Source organism: Streptomyces sp. JNUCC 63 (assembly GCF_054366325.1).
Genome location: NZ_CM135963.1, coordinates 835,328 through 853,642 on the forward strand (window position 1 = coordinate 835,328; position 18,315 = coordinate 853,642).

General features: G+C 69.6%; 18 protein-coding genes and 2 pseudogenes. 13 read left to right on the top strand and 7 right to left on the bottom strand.

Annotation, left to right across the window (positions count from 1 at the left end; all coding sequences use genetic code 11):
• Nucleotides 1-279: 279 nt before the first annotated feature.
• Entirely contained in the window at nucleotides 280-690 is a 411-nt protein-coding gene (locus tag ACX25U_RS03850; protein ID WP_454389066.1) for a hypothetical protein, read from the bottom strand.
• 219 nt (nucleotides 691-909) lie between these two features.
• Nucleotides 910-1,389, bottom strand: coding sequence for an IS110 family transposase (locus ACX25U_RS03855; protein WP_454389068.1), 480 nt, complete (start codon nucleotides 1,387-1,389; stop codon nucleotides 910-912).
• A 630-nt stretch (nucleotides 1,390-2,019) separates the two neighbouring features.
• Between ACX25U_RS03855 and ACX25U_RS03860 the strand changes: the two genes are divergently transcribed.
• Nucleotides 2,020-3,705: a ribonuclease J gene (locus ACX25U_RS03860; RefSeq protein WP_454389070.1), complete on the top strand. Its 1,686-nt coding sequence runs from the start codon at nucleotides 2,020-2,022 to the stop codon at nucleotides 3,703-3,705.
• A 324-nt stretch (nucleotides 3,706-4,029) separates the two neighbouring features.
• On the opposite strand, the gene ACX25U_RS03865 is transcribed toward ACX25U_RS03860, so the two are convergent.
• The gene (locus ACX25U_RS03865) at nucleotides 4,030-4,374 is read right to left on the bottom strand and encodes a MerR family transcriptional regulator (protein ID WP_454389072.1); all 345 of its coding nucleotides are present in this window, start codon (nucleotides 4,372-4,374) and stop codon (nucleotides 4,030-4,032) included.
• A gap of 1,246 nt (nucleotides 4,375-5,620) precedes the next feature.
• Between ACX25U_RS03865 and ACX25U_RS03870 the strand changes: the two genes are divergently transcribed.
• A complete protein-coding gene (locus tag ACX25U_RS03870) occupies nucleotides 5,621-5,791 on the top strand; it encodes a hypothetical protein (RefSeq protein ID WP_454394804.1) in 171 nt (56 codons plus the stop codon).
• A gap of 32 nt (nucleotides 5,792-5,823) precedes the next feature.
• Here the strand turns inward: ACX25U_RS03870 and ACX25U_RS03875 are convergent, their stop codons facing one another.
• On the bottom strand, nucleotides 5,824-6,504 hold the full coding sequence (locus tag ACX25U_RS03875) for a hypothetical protein (RefSeq protein ID WP_454389074.1): 681 nt from the start codon (nucleotides 6,502-6,504) through the stop codon (nucleotides 5,824-5,826).
• A 357-nt stretch (nucleotides 6,505-6,861) separates the two neighbouring features.
• Between ACX25U_RS03875 and ACX25U_RS03880 the strand changes: the two genes are divergently transcribed.
• The 10 genes and pseudogenes from ACX25U_RS03880 to ACX25U_RS03925 all read left to right on the top strand — a co-directional run bounded on the left by ACX25U_RS03880 (nucleotide 6,862) and on the right by ACX25U_RS03925 (nucleotide 12,448).
• Nucleotides 6,862-7,122, top strand: coding sequence for a hypothetical protein (locus ACX25U_RS03880; RefSeq protein WP_384426555.1), 261 nt, complete (start codon nucleotides 6,862-6,864; stop codon nucleotides 7,120-7,122).
• On the top strand, nucleotides 7,065-7,298 hold the full coding sequence (locus ACX25U_RS03885) for a hypothetical protein (RefSeq protein ID WP_454394806.1): 234 nt from the start codon (nucleotides 7,065-7,067) through the stop codon (nucleotides 7,296-7,298). Before ACX25U_RS03880 ends, ACX25U_RS03885 begins: the two co-directional genes overlap by 58 nt.
• Nucleotides 7,299-7,490: 192 nt before the next feature.
• The gene (locus ACX25U_RS03890) at nucleotides 7,491-7,925 is read left to right on the top strand and encodes a DUF5994 family protein (RefSeq protein ID WP_454389076.1); all 435 of its coding nucleotides are present in this window, start codon (nucleotides 7,491-7,493) and stop codon (nucleotides 7,923-7,925) included.
• A 71-nt stretch (nucleotides 7,926-7,996) separates the two neighbouring features.
• Complete coding sequence (locus ACX25U_RS03895; RefSeq protein WP_454389078.1) at nucleotides 7,997-8,386, top strand: STAS domain-containing protein; 390 nt, start codon at nucleotides 7,997-7,999, stop codon at nucleotides 8,384-8,386.
• A 99-nt stretch (nucleotides 8,387-8,485) separates the two neighbouring features.
• Entirely contained in the window at nucleotides 8,486-8,905 is a 420-nt protein-coding gene (locus tag ACX25U_RS03900; protein ID WP_454389080.1) for a DUF5994 family protein, read from the top strand.
• A gap of 160 nt (nucleotides 8,906-9,065) precedes the next feature.
• Nucleotides 9,066-9,402, top strand: a pseudogene (locus ACX25U_RS03905) (helix-turn-helix domain-containing protein).
• A 230-nt stretch (nucleotides 9,403-9,632) separates the two neighbouring features.
• Nucleotides 9,633-9,839: a cold-shock protein gene (locus ACX25U_RS03910; RefSeq protein WP_020943091.1), complete on the top strand. Its 207-nt coding sequence runs from the start codon at nucleotides 9,633-9,635 to the stop codon at nucleotides 9,837-9,839.
• A gap of 242 nt (nucleotides 9,840-10,081) precedes the next feature.
• Nucleotides 10,082-11,596: a DEAD/DEAH box helicase gene (locus ACX25U_RS03915; protein ID WP_454389083.1), complete on the top strand. Its 1,515-nt coding sequence runs from the start codon at nucleotides 10,082-10,084 to the stop codon at nucleotides 11,594-11,596.
• Nucleotides 11,597-11,747: 151 nt separating this feature from the next.
• A complete protein-coding gene (locus ACX25U_RS03920; RefSeq protein ID WP_452981180.1) occupies nucleotides 11,748-12,083 on the top strand; it encodes a CBS domain-containing protein in 336 nt (111 codons plus the stop codon).
• A 77-nt stretch (nucleotides 12,084-12,160) separates the two neighbouring features.
• Nucleotides 12,161-12,448 carry an SCO5918 family protein gene (locus tag ACX25U_RS03925; protein WP_376408505.1) on the top strand — a complete coding sequence of 96 codons (288 nt, stop codon included), beginning with the start codon at nucleotides 12,161-12,163 and terminating at the stop codon, nucleotides 12,446-12,448.
• A 1,163-nt stretch (nucleotides 12,449-13,611) separates the two neighbouring features.
• On the opposite strand, the pseudogene ACX25U_RS03930 reads toward ACX25U_RS03925, so the two are convergent.
• Nucleotides 13,612-14,712 (bottom strand): annotated as a pseudogene (locus tag ACX25U_RS03930) (tyrosine-type recombinase/integrase); the annotation flags it as partial.
• 382 nt (nucleotides 14,713-15,094) lie between these two features.
• Between ACX25U_RS03930 and ACX25U_RS03935 the strand changes: the two are divergent.
• Nucleotides 15,095-16,318: an ISAs1 family transposase gene (locus tag ACX25U_RS03935; RefSeq protein ID WP_454389085.1), complete on the top strand. Its 1,224-nt coding sequence runs from the start codon at nucleotides 15,095-15,097 to the stop codon at nucleotides 16,316-16,318.
• A 207-nt stretch (nucleotides 16,319-16,525) separates the two neighbouring features.
• On the opposite strand, the gene ACX25U_RS03940 is transcribed toward ACX25U_RS03935, so the two are convergent.
• Both ACX25U_RS03940 and ACX25U_RS03945 read right to left on the bottom strand, forming a co-directional pair.
• Complete coding sequence (locus tag ACX25U_RS03940) at nucleotides 16,526-17,431, bottom strand: universal stress protein (protein ID WP_454389087.1); 906 nt, start codon at nucleotides 17,429-17,431, stop codon at nucleotides 16,526-16,528.
• Nucleotides 17,432-17,571: 140 nt separating this feature from the next.
• Complete coding sequence (locus ACX25U_RS03945) at nucleotides 17,572-18,201, bottom strand: hypothetical protein (protein ID WP_454389089.1); 630 nt, start codon at nucleotides 18,199-18,201, stop codon at nucleotides 17,572-17,574.
• Nucleotides 18,202-18,315 lie beyond the last annotated feature (114 nt).

Genomic DNA, 18,315 nt, shown 5'->3' on the forward strand with positions numbered 1-18,315 from the left:
TTCCCAGCCATGGCCCTGGTCCTGGGAGCCAGAGCGAACGGCTCAACAGCTCCGGACCCACCGCACTCGACCACTCGGAGGACATTCCGCGACCGCCTGCTGACCCGGTTCACGGCGGGCCTCGGCAACCGACGACGCCGTCCGCTTCTTCTCCGCGTAGAGCTGCGTGAGGCATTCGATCGCGTCGTCCTGTGTGCCGTAGCCGGTCTCCTCACTCCACTTGCCGAGGACCAGGGCCGACCAGCACGCTCCTCCCCCGCACGACCGAGCGCTTTCGTGTCATTTCCCCTCTTCGCCATGCCTAAGGAGCATGACGAAGTCTCGGATGACGACGGTTGCGGGCGCCCGTTCGGCCAGGACTTCCAGTAGATCGGGGCGGATCACGACAGCACAACCGGTCATCCGCGGCCAGGCGAGGTGGTAGGAGCTCCTCTCGTACTCGGTGCGCCAACAGATAAGCCGGAGGGCCAGCCCGCGGTCGTCTTCCAGGGTCAAGGGAGCCCCGGGCCGCAGGTGCAGCGCGGCATGGAGCCACCAGCCCGCTGTCAGCGTGAGGTCGGGCAGCCTCAGACCGGGTTCCGGGTCCCCCATCGTGATCAGCAAAATGACAGCCGTGTCCGGGCCGATGCCCACCACGGTGAGCAGCTGCGGGGCGTGGCCTTCCCCGAGTCGGGCCAGTCGGCCTTCCAAGTCCTGGATCTGCTCGGTGAGCTGCCCGATTGGCCGGGCCAGCAGACACAGGGTGGCGCGGGTGGCCTGCAGCCCCGCCTCTTCATCGTCCTCGTCGTTCTTGCTGTCCTCGGCGAGCCGTGCGCAGGAACGGAAAAGTTCTGCATTGTTCAGCCCGGCCAGTTCTTCCTGCAGGTTCGGGTGGGCACTGACGAGGACAGCCTTGAGCTGGTTGATCGCCTACGTGCGGGCCTTGACTGCCGAGCCCTTGGCGCGTTTGTACATCCGGGCGATCTGCACCGGTCCATCGACTGAGTCGGCCTGGGCACGCGCCCGCCCGCTCAGCACCACCCGGGCCGCGTTCTGGGCGTCGAGCGGGTCCGACTTGCCGCGCCGGCGACGGTCGGTCCGGTACGGACGGTTCACGTCGAACACTTCCGCACCCTGGGCCAGCAGGTAGCGGGACAGGGCCGCCCCGAAGGAGCCGGTCCCCTCCACTCCGGCCCGCCGAACCGTGCCCAACCCCCTGACCCACTCGAGCAATTCGCCGTACCCGGCCGCAGTGGCCGGGAACACCTCGATGCCGATCACTTCCCCCACCAAAGAGGGCACGGCAGCCACATGAGCGTCCCGGTGCATGTCCACTCCAAGGACCACATCCCCGTCGTCCGACGTCGGCGGGTACGCCGGGCAGGGGACGTACCGGTCCTGCTCGTTCACCTTCCGACCCGACGGCTCATCGCGTAGCCGGCACCGGACCGCGCGGACGGTCAGAACCGTGACGACGCCTGGTCGGCAAGCCCCTGTCGAGACACACCCGGCCGGCCCGGTACCAGCAAAGCACCATCCCCGGCCGGCGGTCGACACACCGTGAGCAAGACACCCCGGTCACAGATCTCAAGAGTCAGACCCCGCCGCAGGACAGCACCTGCCGATTTTCCCCAGACTCAGGGCTCCCCGACCCGGGCCCGCAGAACATGCTCAATCCCAGCTCTGGAACACCCTGAAGTCGACTCGGGCCGACCGAAACGGACCGCGAAGGTCGACATCACGTTCGACCTCGATACTTCAGCGGCCGTGAGCGCATGCCCGGGCCGTCGGTTCGCCCTGCTCCTTCTGTGTGGTCGCGGGCGGGGTGCTCACCGCCCGCGCGACCCGCGAAGCCACCCCGGCACCCGCGGCGGTCGCTGTGGCTGCGGATGCCCTCCTGTCCTGGGGCCGGGCAGCGGGCAGATGAGACGCTTGCCGACCTGAGCGCCAGTACGCCTCCGGCGTCGGGTCGTATCGAGCGCTCGTTGGATCACACAGGCGATGGATCACCCTGTCCCGCTCTCCGGGTACCGTCAGGGTATGAGTCATCCGCACCCCGAGCTGAAAGCCGCCCCGCCCCTTCCCGAAGGAGGGCTGCGGGTCATCGCCCTGGGCGGCCTGGGTGAGATCGGCCGCAACATGACCGTCTTCGAGCACGCGGGCAAGCTGCTCATCGTCGACTGCGGCGTGCTCTTCCCCGAGGAGACCCAGCCCGGCGTGGACGTGATCCTGCCGGACTTCACCTCGATCCGGGACCGGCTGGACGACATCGTGGCCGTGGTCCTCACCCACGGCCACGAGGACCACATCGGCGGCGTGCCGTACCTGCTGCGCGAGCGGTCCGACATTCCCGTCGTCGGTTCCAAGCTGACGCTGGCGTTCCTGGAGGCCAAGCTCAAGGAACACGGCATCCGGCCGCGCACGGTGCGGGTGCGGGAGGGCGACCGGCGTGGTTTCGGGCCCTTCGACTGCGAGTTCGTGGCGGTCAACCACTCCATCCCCGACAGCCTCGCGGTCGCGATCCGCACCCGGGCCGGGATGGTGCTGCACACCGGCGACTTCAAGATGGACCAGTTCCCTCTCGACGACCGCATCACCGATCTGCGCGCCTTCGCCCGCCTCGGCGAGGAGGGCGTGGACCTGTTCCTCACCGACTCCACCAACGCCGAAGTACCCGGCTTCACCACCTCCGAGCGAGAGCTGAACCCGGCGATCGAGCAGGTGATGCGCACCGCGCCGCGCCGGGTCATCGTCTCCAGCTTCGCCAGCCACGTGCACCGCATCCAGCAGGTCCTGGACGCCGCCCACCAGCACGGCCGCAAGGCCGCCTTCGTCGGCCGGTCGATGGTCCGCAACATGGGCATCGCCCGTGACCTGGGTTATCTGAAGGTCCCCTCCGGTCTGGTCGTGAGCACGAAGGAGCTGGAGAAGCTCCCGGACCACAAGGTCACTCTGGTGTGCACCGGCTCCCAGGGCGAACCGATGGCCGCGCTGTCACGGATGGCCAACCGCGACCACATGATCCGCATCGGCAAGGGCGACACCGTCCTGCTCGCCAGCTCCCTAATCCCCGGCAACGAGAACGCCATCTACCGGGTGATCAACGGACTCACCCGGTGGGGCGCCCACGTGGTGCACAAGGGCAACGCCAAGGTGCACGTCTCCGGGCATGCCAGCGCCGGCGAACTCGTCTACTGCTACAACATCGTCAAGCCCCGCAACGTCATGCCCGTGCACGGCGAATGGCGCCACCTGCGGGCCAACGGCGACCTCGCCATCCGTACCGGTGTCGACCCCGACCGGGTCGTCATCGCCGAGGACGGCGTCGTCGTCGACCTGGTCGACGGACGCGCATCCATCACCGGCAAGGTCCCCGCCGGCAACGTCTACGTGGACGGCATGGAAGTCGGCGGCGCCACCGAAGCGTCCCTCAAGGACCGCCTCACCCTCGCCGCCGAAGGCGTGGTCACGGTGGTGGCGATCGTCGACGCGGACACCGGCGCCCTCGCCGAGGCCCCCGACTTCCTGGCCCGGGGCTTCGTCCACGACGACGCCACCTTCGAGCCGGTCATCCCCGTCATCGAGAAGACCCTGGCCACCGCAGCCGAGGAAGGCGTCGGGGACTCGCGCCAACTCGAACAACTCCTCGCCCGCGCCGTGGCGAACTGGGCGTTCCGCACCCACCGCCGCAAGCCCCTCATCATCCCCGTCATCATCGACGCCTGAGCCATGGCCCGGCAGCACGGTCCCCGTTGCGGCCGCGGCACCGCCCGCGACGGACTCCCCGGGCGGTGCCGCCTCAGCGGCGGCCAGAAGCTGCCCCAGTTCCAGATCCCCGCCACCCATGGCAACCTCCTGTCGGTTGCCGCTCCTTCTTCCCCGGGTTCGCCCCTCGTCACCCACTACATGCATCACGCCCGCTCGCGGTTCTCTCTTCCGTGGAGTCCGGTTGACGCGTTGAGCCCGCCTGAGCTGCGGAACGGCGGTGCGGTCCCTCAGCGGCCTCGTCCGTCGGCAGTGCATCGGTTGCCTCGGGTTCGGGCGTTCCGATCAGGCTGATGTCTTCGGCTGAGGCTTGCCGCCCTCGGCGCGCAGTTGCTCGTTGATGCGCTGCGCCTCTTCGAGCTGGTCTTCGAGGATGACGATGCGGCAGGCGGCCTCTATGGCGGTGCCCTGGTCGACGAGTTCGCGGGCGCGGGCGGCGATGCGCAGCTGGTACCGGGAGTAGCGGCGATGGCCGCCATCGGAGCGCAGCGGGGTGATCAAGCGGTGTTCACCGAGGGCACGGAGGAAGGCAGGGGTGGTGCCGAGCATCTCGGCGGCCCGGCCCATGGTGTAGGCGGGGTAGTCGTCATCGTCGAGAGGGTCGATGGGACGGGAACCGGCAGGCGGCACAGACCTCTTCTTTCGGGGACGCGTCGGGGGCCCGGGTGCCAGTACGGCACCCGGGCCCCGAGCTTTCAACACCATCTACCGGCGCACTGCGCCGGCCTTCTTTTTCCGCAGGTGCCGCCTGGGAAGGCGGGGTTGCGGGGATCGCGAATGCGTGACCGGGGACCACCTTCCAATCCGGGGCCTTGCGGTACCCGGGCGGACTGCTTCCTCGCCCGGGCGATCCTGATGGCGTTCTGCTCCTTACCTTTCGATTACGCGGATACCGCAGGTGCTGCTCACAGCCCCGCTGGGGCCGTGTCCTTCTGGATCTACCTGCACAGCAGTTCGTGCCTGCTGTGCCCACTTCGACTTCTGGGTACGAAGACAACGCTAACCCTACGACGGCGGAATCTCTACTGCAGCCACGACAGTTTTTCTCCATGGAGTGTGCGTCTGCTTCTACCGCAGGTACACCAGGAAGAGTGCTCACTCGAATGACGGTCCCCGCTTCCCGTACAGCAGTCCTCGGTGAGACCGGCCCGGTGCTCGCCCACGCTGAACGGCGTCCCAAGCCGCGTACGTCCACCGCCACAACCCCGCGCCGAGGCCCAGGTCAGGACCGCTCTCCGACTGGAGATCCTGCAAGACGTGGCCGCGCACGAGCCACGTTCAGAGTGTCCTTCGGCCGGCGCCGGGGACGGGCTCAGACATCCAGGAGGATCCGGGCCGTGATGCGCTTGCCGACCGCTTCCCGATCGACGGTGAGTTCCTGTGCGATGGCCTCACGATCTCCAGACCGTGCCGACCCACCCGTTGCGGGTCTGCTCGCCAGGCTGCCGGCAGCAGGGGATCAGTGTCCCAGACCGTGCCCCTTACCTCCCCGCCGACCAAGCGCAGCTGCACAAGGACGGGGCCGGGCACGTACTTGATTGGTGACCAGCTCGCTCATCACCAGCTGGGTCAGGCCCACGATCCGCTCAGAGACCCCAGCCGGGTGGCCGCGGGTGAGGAAAGCGGCGGCTCGGTGGCGGGCTTCGGCGATGCTGGCTCCGTCATCGGCCAAGGCGATCGTCATCTCCATCGCGGTGCATTACCAGCACCACGCGCAGGCGGCTTTCCGTCCGGAAGCGCGGAGCGCTCATCAAGGCGTTGGATGCCGGGCAGGGACTGATTCTCGGAACTCACCTGAGCGTCGGCAGTCATCGTCCCGAGTGCCGCTCGCGCCCTGCCGCCGGGGTCCACGCTCCTGCTGTACACCGACGGCCTGATCGAGGCTCCGGGCAGCGACCTGGACAGCGGGCTCGGCCGACTGCGCCGCCATGCCCTCGCCCTCGCGCACGAAACGCTTGACACCCTGTGCGACCGACTGTCCGCCCGGATGCCACCCGGCGGCACCGACGACATCGCCCTCCTCGCCCTGCGCCTGCCCGTGCGCTGACCGGGGCGGGCCGTGATCGATGACGGCGCTGCTCACGTCCCCGCAGTCAGCACCAGCACGCGGCATGAGCCGGGCGGTACGGCCGTGAGGGTGCCGTCTGCGGCACTGCGCCACCCCCAGGACCTCAACGTCTCGACGATCCCGTCCTCCCGGGCTTCCACCAACGTGACTCCGAGCGCGGCGCCGTGGTCGGCGAGCAGTCGCCGCTGCAGGCGCCGGGCGAGGTTCCAGGCGCGGTCCTGGTACTCCCGGCGCACGCGGGATGCGACGACGATTCCGGAGACGACGAAGAGCCGCCCAGGGGCGACGCGGCGGAGCAGGCTCTCCCGAACGTGTCCGTCGAAGCCCGCCCACCAGGGACCGGCGCAGCCCACGGGAAAGCCGTAGGCGTATCCGGTCAGGACCGTGGTCTCCGCGATCAGCAACGAGAACCCCGGTCGTCGCGCGTCGGCCGCGAGGTGTCGCAGGAAGGCGGCACGCGCCTCGTTCCACGCCCATGGGCCACCGCCGGAGAACTCCGCGTACAGGTCGCCCAGCTCCTGCAGGCGGTCCTGGACCTGGCCGCGCGTCAGCGGACGGAGACGTTCTCCCTCGCGGGGCGAGGATCCCCACTCCCGCTTCGGCCGGCCCGGCGTGCGCGTGCGCGACCAGCCCGGTGCCGACCGGGGCACGGGGAGGTTCGAGGTCGTCGGGAGGAGCATGTGCGCGCTCATGGGTCGAACCCTGCCCCGGGCGCGGACCAGGGCCGACCCGGCGTCGCCGATCGCCAAGAGCGGCACCGGTGTCGGAGCCGGTGCGCGGCATGCCCTCGGTGTCTCCACCGTACTCCCGGCCGGGCCCGCCACGGTGGCGCGGCGCCGGCCGACAACTGCGGCAGCCCGTTCCGGAAGAGCACCGGTCTTCCGTGAGGGGTCGGTCGTGGCACGCACGCTCCCTTGCCCGGCATACCCTTCAAAACCGGCATACCCTTCAAAAGGGGGTGGCCGTGGTGACGCGCCGCAGCCCGCACCGTCGACGGACGTCGAGCAGCGACCTCAGTCGTGGTTGCACCCTCCTGCCAGGAGGTCCGTATGAAGCACGAGCCCTTTCCCTCCGAAGGCCACGCCGAGGTCCGCATCGTGGCCGCGACGCCAGAGGTCGCCCGGCGCGTCGCCGAAGTGCTCCGGCGCTGCTTCGCCTCGACCGAGCAGCGCAGCTATCCCGCGGGCCGCGCAGGAGGGACCCGGCTCCACATCACCCTCGACACCGCTCAAGCGGCAGAACCCGCACGGTCCTGGCTCACGACCAGCACCTCGACAGAGCAGACACAGACACACGCCGACGAGGTGTGACCCGGATCCGAGCGGCCCGAGGATCCGCCGCCGCCTGCGCCTATCTGACCGACGAGGGCCTGATCAGCGTGGACTGGACATCACACCACACTCCCGCGACCGTCTCGCTGACGCACGAGGGCATCCGTCTGATGGAGGAACTGGAGGAGGAAGAGGAGGCACAGCCGGACGACTGACCCGCCCTCTTCTCCTCGTCAGAGGTAACCTGACCGTACCGAGAGCTTTTCGCGCAGCGCGGTCGGCGGTGCCGTTCCCGGCGAGTGACGAATCGGGCAGTCGCCCGGGCGACTCCCGGAACGGACCGCACAATGGAACCCAGCGGAACGCCGGCCGACAGCGCGTCCTCGGTCGACGCGCACACGTATCGCATGCCCACGCCTCGCTTGGCCCTCACCCCGGACGTCAGCCACGGCCCGTTGGACGGGGCCTGGTGGCCGCGCTGCGATGCGCTGGAGCTCGAACTTCCCTCGCTCGTCGGCTCGTTGGAGCCGGGCCCGGACACGACGGTACGGGTCACCGTGGACTCCGCCGAATGGCCCGACACCCCGCGCACCGTCATGGCGCCCGGCCGGGTGATCGCCGTGGAGCCGGCCGGCCCCGGAGGCGAGACGCACGTCATCTCCCTGGACTGCGGCTCCGTGGGACGCTGGGTGCTCCTGGTCGTCCCGCCGGATGAGCCGGCCGGAACAGCCGCCCGGCTGCTGGCCGCCGCGGCCGACCCCGAGAACCCGCTGACCGCCGCGCGCATGCTGGCCCTCGCCGAGACCGATCGTCTCGGGGGCACGACAGGGGAGGCGGAATGAGGCACGCCGGCCCTGGGGCGCCCATTGCCGGCACTGCCATCCCGCCTTGCCCCCGATCCCTGCGCGAGCCGTTGACCACGCAAGGTGGAGCGCCCGCACTCTTCGAGGAATGCCGCATCGTCCGCGCACACGGCGAACTGGACAGGCAGACCGTGGCGCCCCTGGCCCGCGCCCTGGCCGAAGCCCGCGCGGCCCGGCCCGGACGGCTCCTCCTCATCGTGGACCTGAGCGAGGCAGCCTTCATCGACTGCAGCATCCTGACGCCACTGTGCGATGCCTGGTACGACTGCCGCGCCCGGAGCGGCTGGCTGCGCATCGTCGACGGCAACCACACGACGGACCTGGTCTTCCGCTGCACCGGTCTCCTCGACCGTTTCCCCGCGTACGCCAGCGCGCAGGACGCCTGGGAGGGACGAACGGCCGACCCCGGCGCAGCGGATCCGCCCCGACGACCCGCGTGACCGCACCAGCGAGCCGAGCCGACGCGTTCCCTGCCGCCGAGGAACACCGTCCCGGCAGAGGACGACGTACCGCGCCGAACCACTCGACAGGACGCCTTCATGACGAGCGACCGCCTACGACCTCCACCACCGGCCCCGCCCCTCCTCCGCCTGTACCTGGCGCCCGAGAGCGCCCTGCCGCGCCGTATCGACGGGGCGTGGTGGCCGCGCACCTCCGATCTCCCGGCAGAACTCCCGCAGCTCCTCTCCGGCCTGCCCCGGGGCTGGGGCCGAATCCTCAGTGTCCGGGTGAACGGCACGGTGTGGACCGGAGCACCGGCCCGCCGGCTCATCCGCGACCAGGTCGTCCGGGTGCGCGGGACCACCACGGCGCACGCGTCGAGCACCGTCGTTCTGATGGCACCCGGACACGGGCGCAGGGACCTTCTGGTCGTGCCACCGGAGGCGACCGAGCGGGCCGCCGCATCGCTTGTGTTCGCCGCCGGTCTGACGGTGGAACCGCGCAGCTCCGCGAGCTGAGCGCGGCGCGCGGGCAGAGGGGGAAATCTGTCACGGCGAGCCCACATCTCCGTGCATGCCGGAGTCAGGGTTGTCGCACGACGCGGATGGTGCCGGATCCTTCGGAGACCAGTGCCAGGCACGACCGGGTCCCTCGCCGCGTCCCCGAAACGAAGGTGCTATGCCCGCTGAGAACGCCTCCGTCGCGGGCAACCTCGACGATGACGACTATCCCGCCTACACCATGGGGCGGGCGGCGGACGTTCTCGGCACCACCCCCGCCTTCCTCCGGGCCGTCGGTGAAGTCGGACTGATCGCTCCTCTGCGTTCGGAAGGCGGCCACCGCCGTTATTCCCGCCGTCAGTTGCGCATCGCCGCCCGCGCCCGTGAGCTTGTCGACCAGGGCCCCCATCGAGGCCGCGTGCCGCATCGTCCCCCTTGAGGACCAGCTCGACGACGCCCTGCGTCTGAACCGGGAAATACGCCGGAAGCTGGACGAGTACGGCGCAGATACCTAGTCCCGCCACTACAGAAATACACCCCGACGCGGGAGGATAATTACCGGACGCTCCCGAAAACACATGACCGTCTCCATCCGGCCTGTGTTAACGTGAGAGCAGTTGCAGTTTTGGTTGCCAGAGATTTTTTCTTTGCAGAGCTTTCCGGATCTTTCCGGAGGGGTGATCATCGCGGCGACTCGGCTCCGCAAAGTGCGGAGTCCGGCACTGCCCCCCAAGGGAGATTCAATATGGCATCTGGCACCGTGAAGTGGTTCAACGCGGAAAAGGGCTTCGGCTTCATCGAGCAGGAGGGCGGCGGCGCTGACGTGTTCGCCCACTACTCGAACATCATCAGCAACGGAGGCTTCCGCGAGCTTCAGGAAGGCCAGAAGGTTAGCTTCGACGTCACGCAGGGCCAGAAGGGCCCGCAGGCTGAGAACATCGTTCCCGCCTGACGCAGACGCGAATCGTCGCGAGCCAGTGGTTCGCGCATCATGTGGCTGGGGCCCGTGCTCTTGGGGTATGGGCCCCAGCTCATTGATTTTCCCGTTTTCCGGATTTTCCGGACCGCTGGCCGTCCCCGCTCCAGCGCCACGAGGCCCGGCTCTTTTTTCTTCGGCTCATTCTTGCGAATCCTCGTGCGGTCATCGCCGCTGGACGGAATTCCTCGATACGCCGCATCGAGGAAGGTTCTTCCATGAACCGCACCCCCCGTCACACCGGCACCGCTTCCGGCAGCCGCTTCCGTACGCAGGGGACGGGCCGCCAGGGTCCCCGTCCGGGTACCGGACGAAAGACTGGCCAGGGCGCACGCTCCGCCCCGCGCCGACAGGAGTTCGCCCTGCCGGTCACCCTCACCGAGCCGCTGCCGGCGGTCGAGACGTTCACCGAACTGGACATGCCCGCAAGGCTGTTGGCCACGCTCGGCGCCGAGGGCGTGACCGTGCCCTTCCCGATCCAGGCGGCCACACTGCCGAACGCACTGGCCGGCCGGCACGTCCTGGGCCGAGGTCGGACGGGTTCGGGCAAGACGCTCGCCTTCGGCCTGCCGGCACTGGCCCGTCTGGACGGACAGCGGGCCCAGCCCCGGCAGCCGCTCGCCCTCGTCCTCGTCCCCACCCGGGAACTGGCCCAGCAGGTCGCCGACGCGCTCACCCCCTACGCCCGCGCCCTACGGCTGCGGCTCGCCACCGTGGTGGGCGGCATGTCCATAGGCCGCCAGGCGAGTGCGCTGCGCGACGGTGCCGAGGTCGTCGTGGCGACGCCCGGCCGCCTCAAGGACCTCATAGAGCGGCGGGCCTGCCGGCTGGACCGGGTCGCCGTCACCGTGCTGGACGAGGCCGACCAGATGGCCGACATGGGTTTCATGCCGCAGGTGACCGCGCTGCTCGACCAAGTTCCCGCGAGCGGCCAGCGGTTGCTGTTCTCGGCCACGCTGGACCGCAACATCGACCTCCTGGTACGCCGCTACCTCCACGACCCCGTGGTGCACTCGGTCGACCCGTCCGCGGGAGCCGTCACCACCATGGAGCACCACCTCCTGCACGTGCGCGACGCCGACAAGGACACCGCCGCGACCGAGATCGCCGCCCGCGACGGACGCGTGCTCATGTTCCTGGACACCAAGCACGCGGTGGACCGGCTCACCAAGCACCTGCTGTCCGTCGGGGTACGAGCCTCGGCCCTGCACGGCGGCAAGTCCCAGTCACAGCGCAACCGGACGCTCGCTCAGTTCAAGGACGGCCGCGTCACGGTCCTGGTGGCCACCAACGTCGCCGCCCGCGGAATCCACGTCACGGGCCTCGACCTCGTCGTGAACGTAGACCCTCCCGGCGACCACAAGGACTACCTCCACCGCGGCGGCCGTACCGCACGCGCCGGCGAGTCCGGCACCGTCGTCACCCTCGTGCTGCCGCACCAGCGGCGAGCGGTGGACCGTCTGATGGGTGACGCCGGAATCGCTCCGCGCACCGTACGGGTCCGCCCTGGCGAGGCCGAGCTGCACCGCATCACCGGCGCCCGGACCCCCTCCGGCGTGCCCGTCGTCCTCGCCGCACCGGTCGAAGGACGACCCGAGGGCAAGGGAGCCGTCGGCCGGCATCACAGGAGCCGGGCCGCCGGCCGTGGGAGGAGCGGCCAGGGGGCCGGCCGGGGCGGAAGAGACCGGGCCGCCGCCCGGGGCCGTCGGCCTGCACCGAGGAACAACCCATAGCTCAAGCCCGGGGAAGCGCTCCCTGCGGTCGGGACGAGCCGTCGCCCATCCTGTCCGCCCCAACGAAGAGGAGAAGCCCTTGACGACGTTTCCGCCCCGAACACAGCAGCTCGACAGCGCCGACGGCACCGGTCTGACCGCCCGCGACGCCATGCATGCTCCCGGGCCGCAGGTCGACGACCACATGGCGGTCGACGTGGCCCTGTCCGTCCTCATCGGTGCGCGTGTCCCGCATCTGCTCCTCCGGGACGAGGACGGTCGGTGCGCGGGACTGGTCACACGGGCCCAGCTCGCCGCACACCGCGGCGGCTCGTGGTACAGCGACCGGACGCGGCTGCGGGACATCCCACTCGACCGCGGGCCGTTCACCTCGTCCACATCGATACTCGGTGAGGCGGAGGCCGCCATGCGGATCCGGACGCTGGACGTGTCCCCCGTGATCGACGAACACGGCTACGCCCTGGGCGTGCTCGCTCTCACGCCCTGACCGTCGTACCGACCCCGCCCGACCGCCGTCACCCGGTCACCGTCCCCGGCATTCTCCCCCACTTCGTGGAGGCAGCCATGCGCTGTGTCATCGCCCGGTACCCCTTCGACCTAACCAAGATCGAGGTCGAACAGTCCATGACCGGCGTCCCGCCCGAACCCGTCACCGGCGTGTCTGTCACCATCGACCGCCGCGTCTACCCCGTGATGCAGGTCGGGGAAGTGATCACCAGGCAGAACCGTCGTGACTTCACGGTGGCCGAGATGCGCCGGGCGTTGACCCGACTCGGCTTCACCTGCCACGACGCGCGCCCGGTCGCGCCAAGCTGGGATGCGCGGGCGGACGACGACGCGCTCGGCTGGTGAACGATTCCGAAATCGACGGCAGGTGAATTGTCGTCCGCGGGTTGAAACCCCGAAGGATTGACACCCGGCTGGTGGCGGGCCGGACGCGCGAACCACGTCCCGTAGGGGCCAACGGTTCGGCAATGAGCCGCGAGGCCGCACGAGGCCGGTACGACCCGCCGGCCCGGTTGTCGTCGCGGGGCTGCCCGGCGACAACCGGTGCGGCCGGCCCGAGCCTTTACCCGGCAGTGCTGCACATGTGCGACCGCAACCGCGCATGGACGCACGGCGCCGAACCGCCGACAACTACTCGGCGGGGCCGCGCGCACCCTGCATCACGCCCACTGATGTCGCCGTGCCCTCCGCGTGTTGCGTGCCTGCGCTGCTTCAGTGGTTGACCACAGGACATGACGTCATGTCACAGGCGAACCGGACCAATCGCAATCACGCAAAGACCTCGAGCACGGCGAGCCGGAGCACAGCAAGAACGCGTCGAACACCACGCATCAGGCCCACCCCCGAACCCAGAAACCCCCGCCGGAGCCGACCGACGGGGATTCCTCACCTCTCACCTGCTATCACAAGCGTCTCACCAACAGCGTCGACGTACCTGGACCACAAGGACCTGAGCTGCGGAAACGGGCCCGAGCCAGACCCCTTGAACCGCACAAGACGCTTCTTACAACCTGTGCCAGGTGGGACCGTCACGGCTCAGGGCCGGAGTGCCACCACTCCTCGCGTCACGGCGACCGGAGTGCCGCCCTCCGCCCCGCGTTCGACGTAATTCGTCTCGCCTGGAGGCGCGAAGTACCAGCTGACCTGCTGACTCTCCACTTGCGGCCCGAATCGCCCGTTTCTCTAGGCATAGAGAAACGGGCAGGTCAGCGGCCTGGCCGATCGGGCCAACGGGCCAACAATGAGACGAAGAACGGTGGAGACAAACCCCTCTAAAGCGGGGCAAGTTGGCGACCGCAGGGCGAGGTCCGTGCTCGACGCCCTATCGTCGATCGCGGGACGGCTTGGCGACGGCATTCGGCCAGGTCCTCGGAGACCGCACCGGAGAGCCTCGCCACCTGCGGAAACGCGAGCGCCTAGAGAAACGACCTGGGGCAGCCGAGAAGGTGAAGCCGCAGGCCAGCGGGCATGCCGTTGCTCCAGAGGCTCCGAATTACGTCGAACCCCGGCCAGAGGCCGGCGTCCAGGATGCGCGCCGCCTTCGTGATGCTCCCGGGCGTCAGATGCCGGTAGGTGCGATACGTCTCCTCGATGGACTCGTGGCCCATCCATTCCGCCACGTCGGTGATCGGGATCCCGTTCCCGAGCGCGTTCGAGGCGAAGTAGTGCCGGAAGCTGTACATACCGGCACCGGCCTGCGCAGGGAGGTCCTTGAAGAGCTTCTGCACACGGCGGCGTTCCATCGGCTCGGTGCAGTAGCCGCTCGGACCACGCAGGAGGTATCCGCCCTTCGTGGTGCCGTGCTTCTCCTCGTGGCGCTCCATCGCCTCCCGCACGGAGCGTGGCAGAGGAACCTCCCAAAACTCCCCCGCTTTGCGGTGCTTCAGCTTAGCCGGCTTGTGCGTGTTGGAGTGGATCTGCTCGGGCACCCGGTAGACGTCATCCGCCACGACATTGTTGACGTTCACCGCGCGGGCTTCCCCGTTTCGCGGGCCGCAGCCCACCATCATGACGATCTCAAGCGCGAGATACTCGTCAGCGGCAGTCAGCGCCCTCTTCACGTAGGCCAGGGGCGGGATGACCACCTTCTGGCGGACGTACTCCGGTTCCTGGACCTCCTTCACGGGGTCATCCGCCATGGCACCCTTGCCCTAGGCGTCCCGCAGGACGGCCTTGAGGACGCGGAAGATGTTCACCTGGTTTCCGCGTCCAACCCCGTCGGTCTCCAGCTCGTCCGGGAAACGCTCGACCACGATCGGCGTGACGGAGTTCAGCTTCCGTGATCCGAGACGGGGGACGATGTGCACGTTGATGGAGCTGTCCACGTGCCAGCCCGTGGAGTACTCCGTCATCCGGCGCTGCCGAGGGCGCCACTGCTTCGCGTATTCAGCGACGGTCTGCTGACCGAGTTCCCGGCGGGCCTCGGCAACGGACGGCGCCGTCATCTTCTTCTCCGCGTAGATCTGCGTCAAGCGCTCGATCGCGTCGTCCTGCGTCCCAAAGCCGGCCTCTTCACGCTGCTTGCCGAGAACATCTCTGAACCGAATCGTGTACGGGTACGGGCAACGGGTCGGCCTGGCACAACCGCACTCCTTGAAGAAGGACCCCATCCCACGGGCGAGCTGTCGAGCCACGCATCAAGCCTTCCGAACAGGGCGATGGGCGGCGCAGCAGGTCCCTGCCGCGGGTGCAGGTCAGCAAGCCGGACACCGTCCGACCCGATGCTGACCAATTGCTGACCCGGAGGCGGCGATCAGGGCTCTGACCTGCGGAAACACCCAAACGCTAGATCTTGGACTTGAATACTGTACGAAACACGAAGATGCTCCCGGTTTGTCTGCTCCCTGCCCGCTTTGCAGGTCAAGGGCGGTGCCCGCAGCGCAGGCGTGATGCGTGCTCGGGTCTTGGACAGGGGCTGGGTGAACGGCGAAGGGCGCGACCGTCCATGATCACGTTGATACCACTCAGCATGATCGTGAAGGCCGCGCCCGCATGCCATCCTGCCCGACCCTGCCCGCCTCCCGCCAACTCGCCGAGCAACTCGACCTCATCGGCGAGGAGTTGTGCACGCCGGAACGACTCCCGTCGCTGCTGGAGGCGGTCCGGGCGGTGCCCGACCCACGCACGCCGCACCTGGTCACGCACGCCTGGCCGATGCTGCTCGGCCTTCTCGCCTGCGCCACGCTGTGCGGGGTGCGCTCGGTGCGCGGTGTGATCCGCTGGGCGAATGGCCAGGGCGCCGGCGTCCTGGCCGCGCTCGAGGTCCCCGGCGGCGACCCCGGCCGGCTGCCGGTGGCCACTACCCTCACCCGCACGCTCGCCCGGGTCGACGCCGATGCACTGGATGCGGCTGTCGGCGCCTTCGTGCAGGCCCACGCGGCCGACCCGCTCGCGGGCATCGCCGGCGAGCCGCCCGTGCTGCAGCTGGCCGCCGACGGCAAGACGGTCCGCGGCGCCCGCGACGAGGCGGGCCTGCAGCTGCATCTGCTCGGCGTCTACCAGGTCGATCCCGAGGTGATGCTCGCCCAGCGCGAAATGCGCCACAAGCCGCACGAGACCCTTCACTTCCCTGCCGCCCTGGACCTGATCGCCGACATCACCGGCGCGATCGTCACCGCCGATGCCCTGCACACCGTCGCCGACCACGCCCACTATCTGCACTCCCGCGGCGCCTTCGGGCTCTTCCCGGTCAAGGAGAACCGCTCCACCCTGTTCGCCCAGCTCGACGCGCTCGACTGGGACGAGCGCACCAACCCGCACATCACCGTGGTCCGCACCGAGGAGACCAACAGCGGCCGTCACGAGATCCGCATCGTCCGCGTCCAGCCCCTGGCCCCGGGACAAGTGAACTTCCCCCACGCCACCCGAGCCCTGCTCGTGGAGCGATACACCACAGGCCGCGGCGACGGGAAGATCCACGCGGACGCCGAACTCGGCATCACCACCGCCCCCGCCCAGACCGCCGACGCGGCCACCCTCGCCCGCTGCGTACGCGGCCAATGGGCCATCGAGGCCCAGCACTTCGTACGAGATGTGACCTTCGGCGAGGACGCCTGCCGGGCCCGCACCGGCAACCTGCCCCGCGCGCTGGCGACCTTCCGCAGCCTGGCGATCAGCCTCGCCCACCTCGCCGGATGGACCAACAACGCCGCCGCCCACGACCACTACCGCAACCACCCCGCCGACGCCCTACGCGAACTCGGTCTCACGGGATGAGCACGCATCACGCCTGGCCCGCAGCGTACAACCATTCGCATGCTCGGTCAGCTGTCGCCAGGTGTCTCAGGACTCATCCTGACCCGTTGCTGACTTTCCTGATGAAAGGTCAGGCTGAAATCGGACTGATCCATGCTTCAGGCATCCGCCGCGTCCACTCATGCTCCACGGCGGCACCCTGAGAGACGGATTTCGTGGTGGAGCGCGTCAGTCGTGTGCGACGACGGCGACGGGTGCGGTGGCGTGGTGGAGCACCGCGTGGGTGACGGCACCGATGTGGGCGCCGAAGCGGCTGCGGCGCACGCGCCGGCCGACGACGACGAGGGAGGCGTCGCGGGAGGCGTCGATCAGGAGGTTGGCAGGGCTGCCGAGGCGGGAGGCCTCGACGACCTCGACGTCCGGGTACTTCTGCCGCCAGGGGCGCAGGGTTTCGGCGAGTTCGGCGGCCTGCTGCCGGGCGAGCGCGTCAGTGGTGTCGACGCCGGCGGCCAGGCTGTACGCGTAGTACGCCGGCAGGCCCCAGCCCTGGACCGCGTACAGGGCGCTCTCGCGGCGCTGCGCCTCCTGGAAGGCGAAGGCGGTGACGGTGTCGTCGGTGCTGCCGGTGTCGAGGCCGAGAACGACGGGCCGGAACGCGGTCGCGGCGGACGGGACGCCGGTCGGGTCCATGACGTGTTCATCGGCGGCCTGTTCCCCGGCGCGCACCAGGACCACGGGCACCTCGGTCCGGGCGACCACGGACTGCCCGACGGAACCAACCAGGAAACCGCCCAGCCCGCTCAGTGCGCGGGACCCGAGAACCAGCAGCTCCGCGTCACGAGCCGCTTCCACGAGGACGTCGGAGGGCGTGCCGGTGCGTTGCTCGGCACTCACCTCGACCCCGGGGTGGCGCAGGCGCAGGCCCGCCGCGGTCTCGCGGGGGATCCGCTCGGTCCGGTGCCGGTGCGTCTCCGCACCCGGGAGCGGGGCCTGGGCCATCGGCTCCGGCACCGGCTGCCACACGTGAACCAGCCTGACCGGCAGGTCGCGCAGCTTCGCCTCGCGGGCCGCCCACTCGGCGGCGGCCCGGCTCTCGGCGGAGCCGTCGATCCCTACGGTGATCACGCGGGCCATGGTTCCCTCCTCCTGTATCGGGTGGTCTGGCTTCAGCGTCTCGTCCGGCACGTTCCCGGGGCGGGGGCCGCTGGTCCCGGCGGGGACCGACCAGCCCCGTGGACACCACCGGTGCGGCGGGCCCGCCGCACCGGTGGTGTTCAGCGCAGCCATCCGTTGCCGCGGACGAACGGGAGCCGGGCCCACAGCCGCCCCAGGCCGAGGGTGTCGCCGGCGGAGGTGGCGGCGAGGGCTGTGAGCACCAGGGCATAGACGAGGTGGTAGTCGGCGAACGGGTTCGTCGACATGCTCGGGGAGCCGTCCGACAGGTGCCGGGCCGGCGGCCACTCTGCGATCCACATCAGCGCCATCATCACGGTGCCCGCGACGGCCGCCAGGCGCAGGGCCACCCCGGCGGTCAGCGCGAGGCCGATGCCGAGCAGGCCCAGCATGAACAGCCAGTCCGCCCAGGCGGCGCCGGCCCACGCGTGGAAGGTGGACTCCATCGGTCCGACGGCGACGTGGCCGAGGAAGCCCTCGGTGGGCGAGCCGCCGTCGATCCAGCCCTTGCCGGAGGGGGTGGCGTAGCCGAGGCCGAACGCCTTGTCGAGGAAGGCCCACAGGAAGACGAAGCCCATCAGCAGGCGCGTCGAGGCGAGGACGTAGGCGCGTGCGGTGTGCGTGCCGCTGTCAGCCGACACGGCGGACTCGGGTGCGGAGGCGGTCCGGTTCCTACGGAAGGACGGCAGACGGAAGCCCGCAGCGTGGTGAGAGTGCTCGTGCACGGCCATGACGGTGATCCCTTCGGGGACGGTCCGGGGTGGTTCCTGACACCACTCACTCTGGTGGAGGAACCGGTCCTGGGCCGGGTGCCGATGGGCCGCAGCCCTGGGGCTCAACAGCCC

Excerpts from the sequence above, each read along its gene's own strand:
- ACX25U_RS03940 (WP_454389087.1), bottom strand. The coding sequence starts at position 17,431 with ATGGCCCGCGTGATCACCGTAGGGATCGACGGCTCCGCCGAGAGCCGG.
- ACX25U_RS03875 (WP_454389074.1), bottom strand. The coding sequence starts at position 6,504 with ATGAGCGCGCACATGCTCCTCCCGACGACCTCGAACCTCCCCGTGCCC.
- ACX25U_RS03925 (WP_376408505.1), top strand. The coding sequence starts at position 12,161 with ATGCGCTGTGTCATCGCCCGGTACCCCTTCGACCTAACCAAGATCGAG.
- ACX25U_RS03910 (WP_020943091.1), top strand. The coding sequence starts at position 9,633 with ATGGCATCTGGCACCGTGAAGTGGTTCAACGCGGAAAAGGGCTTCGGC.
- ACX25U_RS03860 (WP_454389070.1), top strand. The coding sequence starts at position 2,020 with ATGAGTCATCCGCACCCCGAGCTGAAAGCCGCCCCGCCCCTTCCCGAA.
- ACX25U_RS03890 (WP_454389076.1), top strand. The coding sequence starts at position 7,491 with ATGCCCACGCCTCGCTTGGCCCTCACCCCGGACGTCAGCCACGGCCCG.
- ACX25U_RS03935 (WP_454389085.1), top strand. The coding sequence starts at position 15,095 with ATGCCATCCTGCCCGACCCTGCCCGCCTCCCGCCAACTCGCCGAGCAA.
- ACX25U_RS03900 (WP_454389080.1), top strand. The coding sequence starts at position 8,486 with ATGACGAGCGACCGCCTACGACCTCCACCACCGGCCCCGCCCCTCCTC.
- ACX25U_RS03920 (WP_452981180.1), top strand. The coding sequence starts at position 11,748 with ATGCATGCTCCCGGGCCGCAGGTCGACGACCACATGGCGGTCGACGTG.
- ACX25U_RS03880 (WP_384426555.1), top strand. The coding sequence starts at position 6,862 with ATGAAGCACGAGCCCTTTCCCTCCGAAGGCCACGCCGAGGTCCGCATC.
- ACX25U_RS03915 (WP_454389083.1), top strand. The coding sequence starts at position 10,082 with ATGAACCGCACCCCCCGTCACACCGGCACCGCTTCCGGCAGCCGCTTC.
- ACX25U_RS03945 (WP_454389089.1), bottom strand. The coding sequence starts at position 18,201 with ATGGCCGTGCACGAGCACTCTCACCACGCTGCGGGCTTCCGTCTGCCG.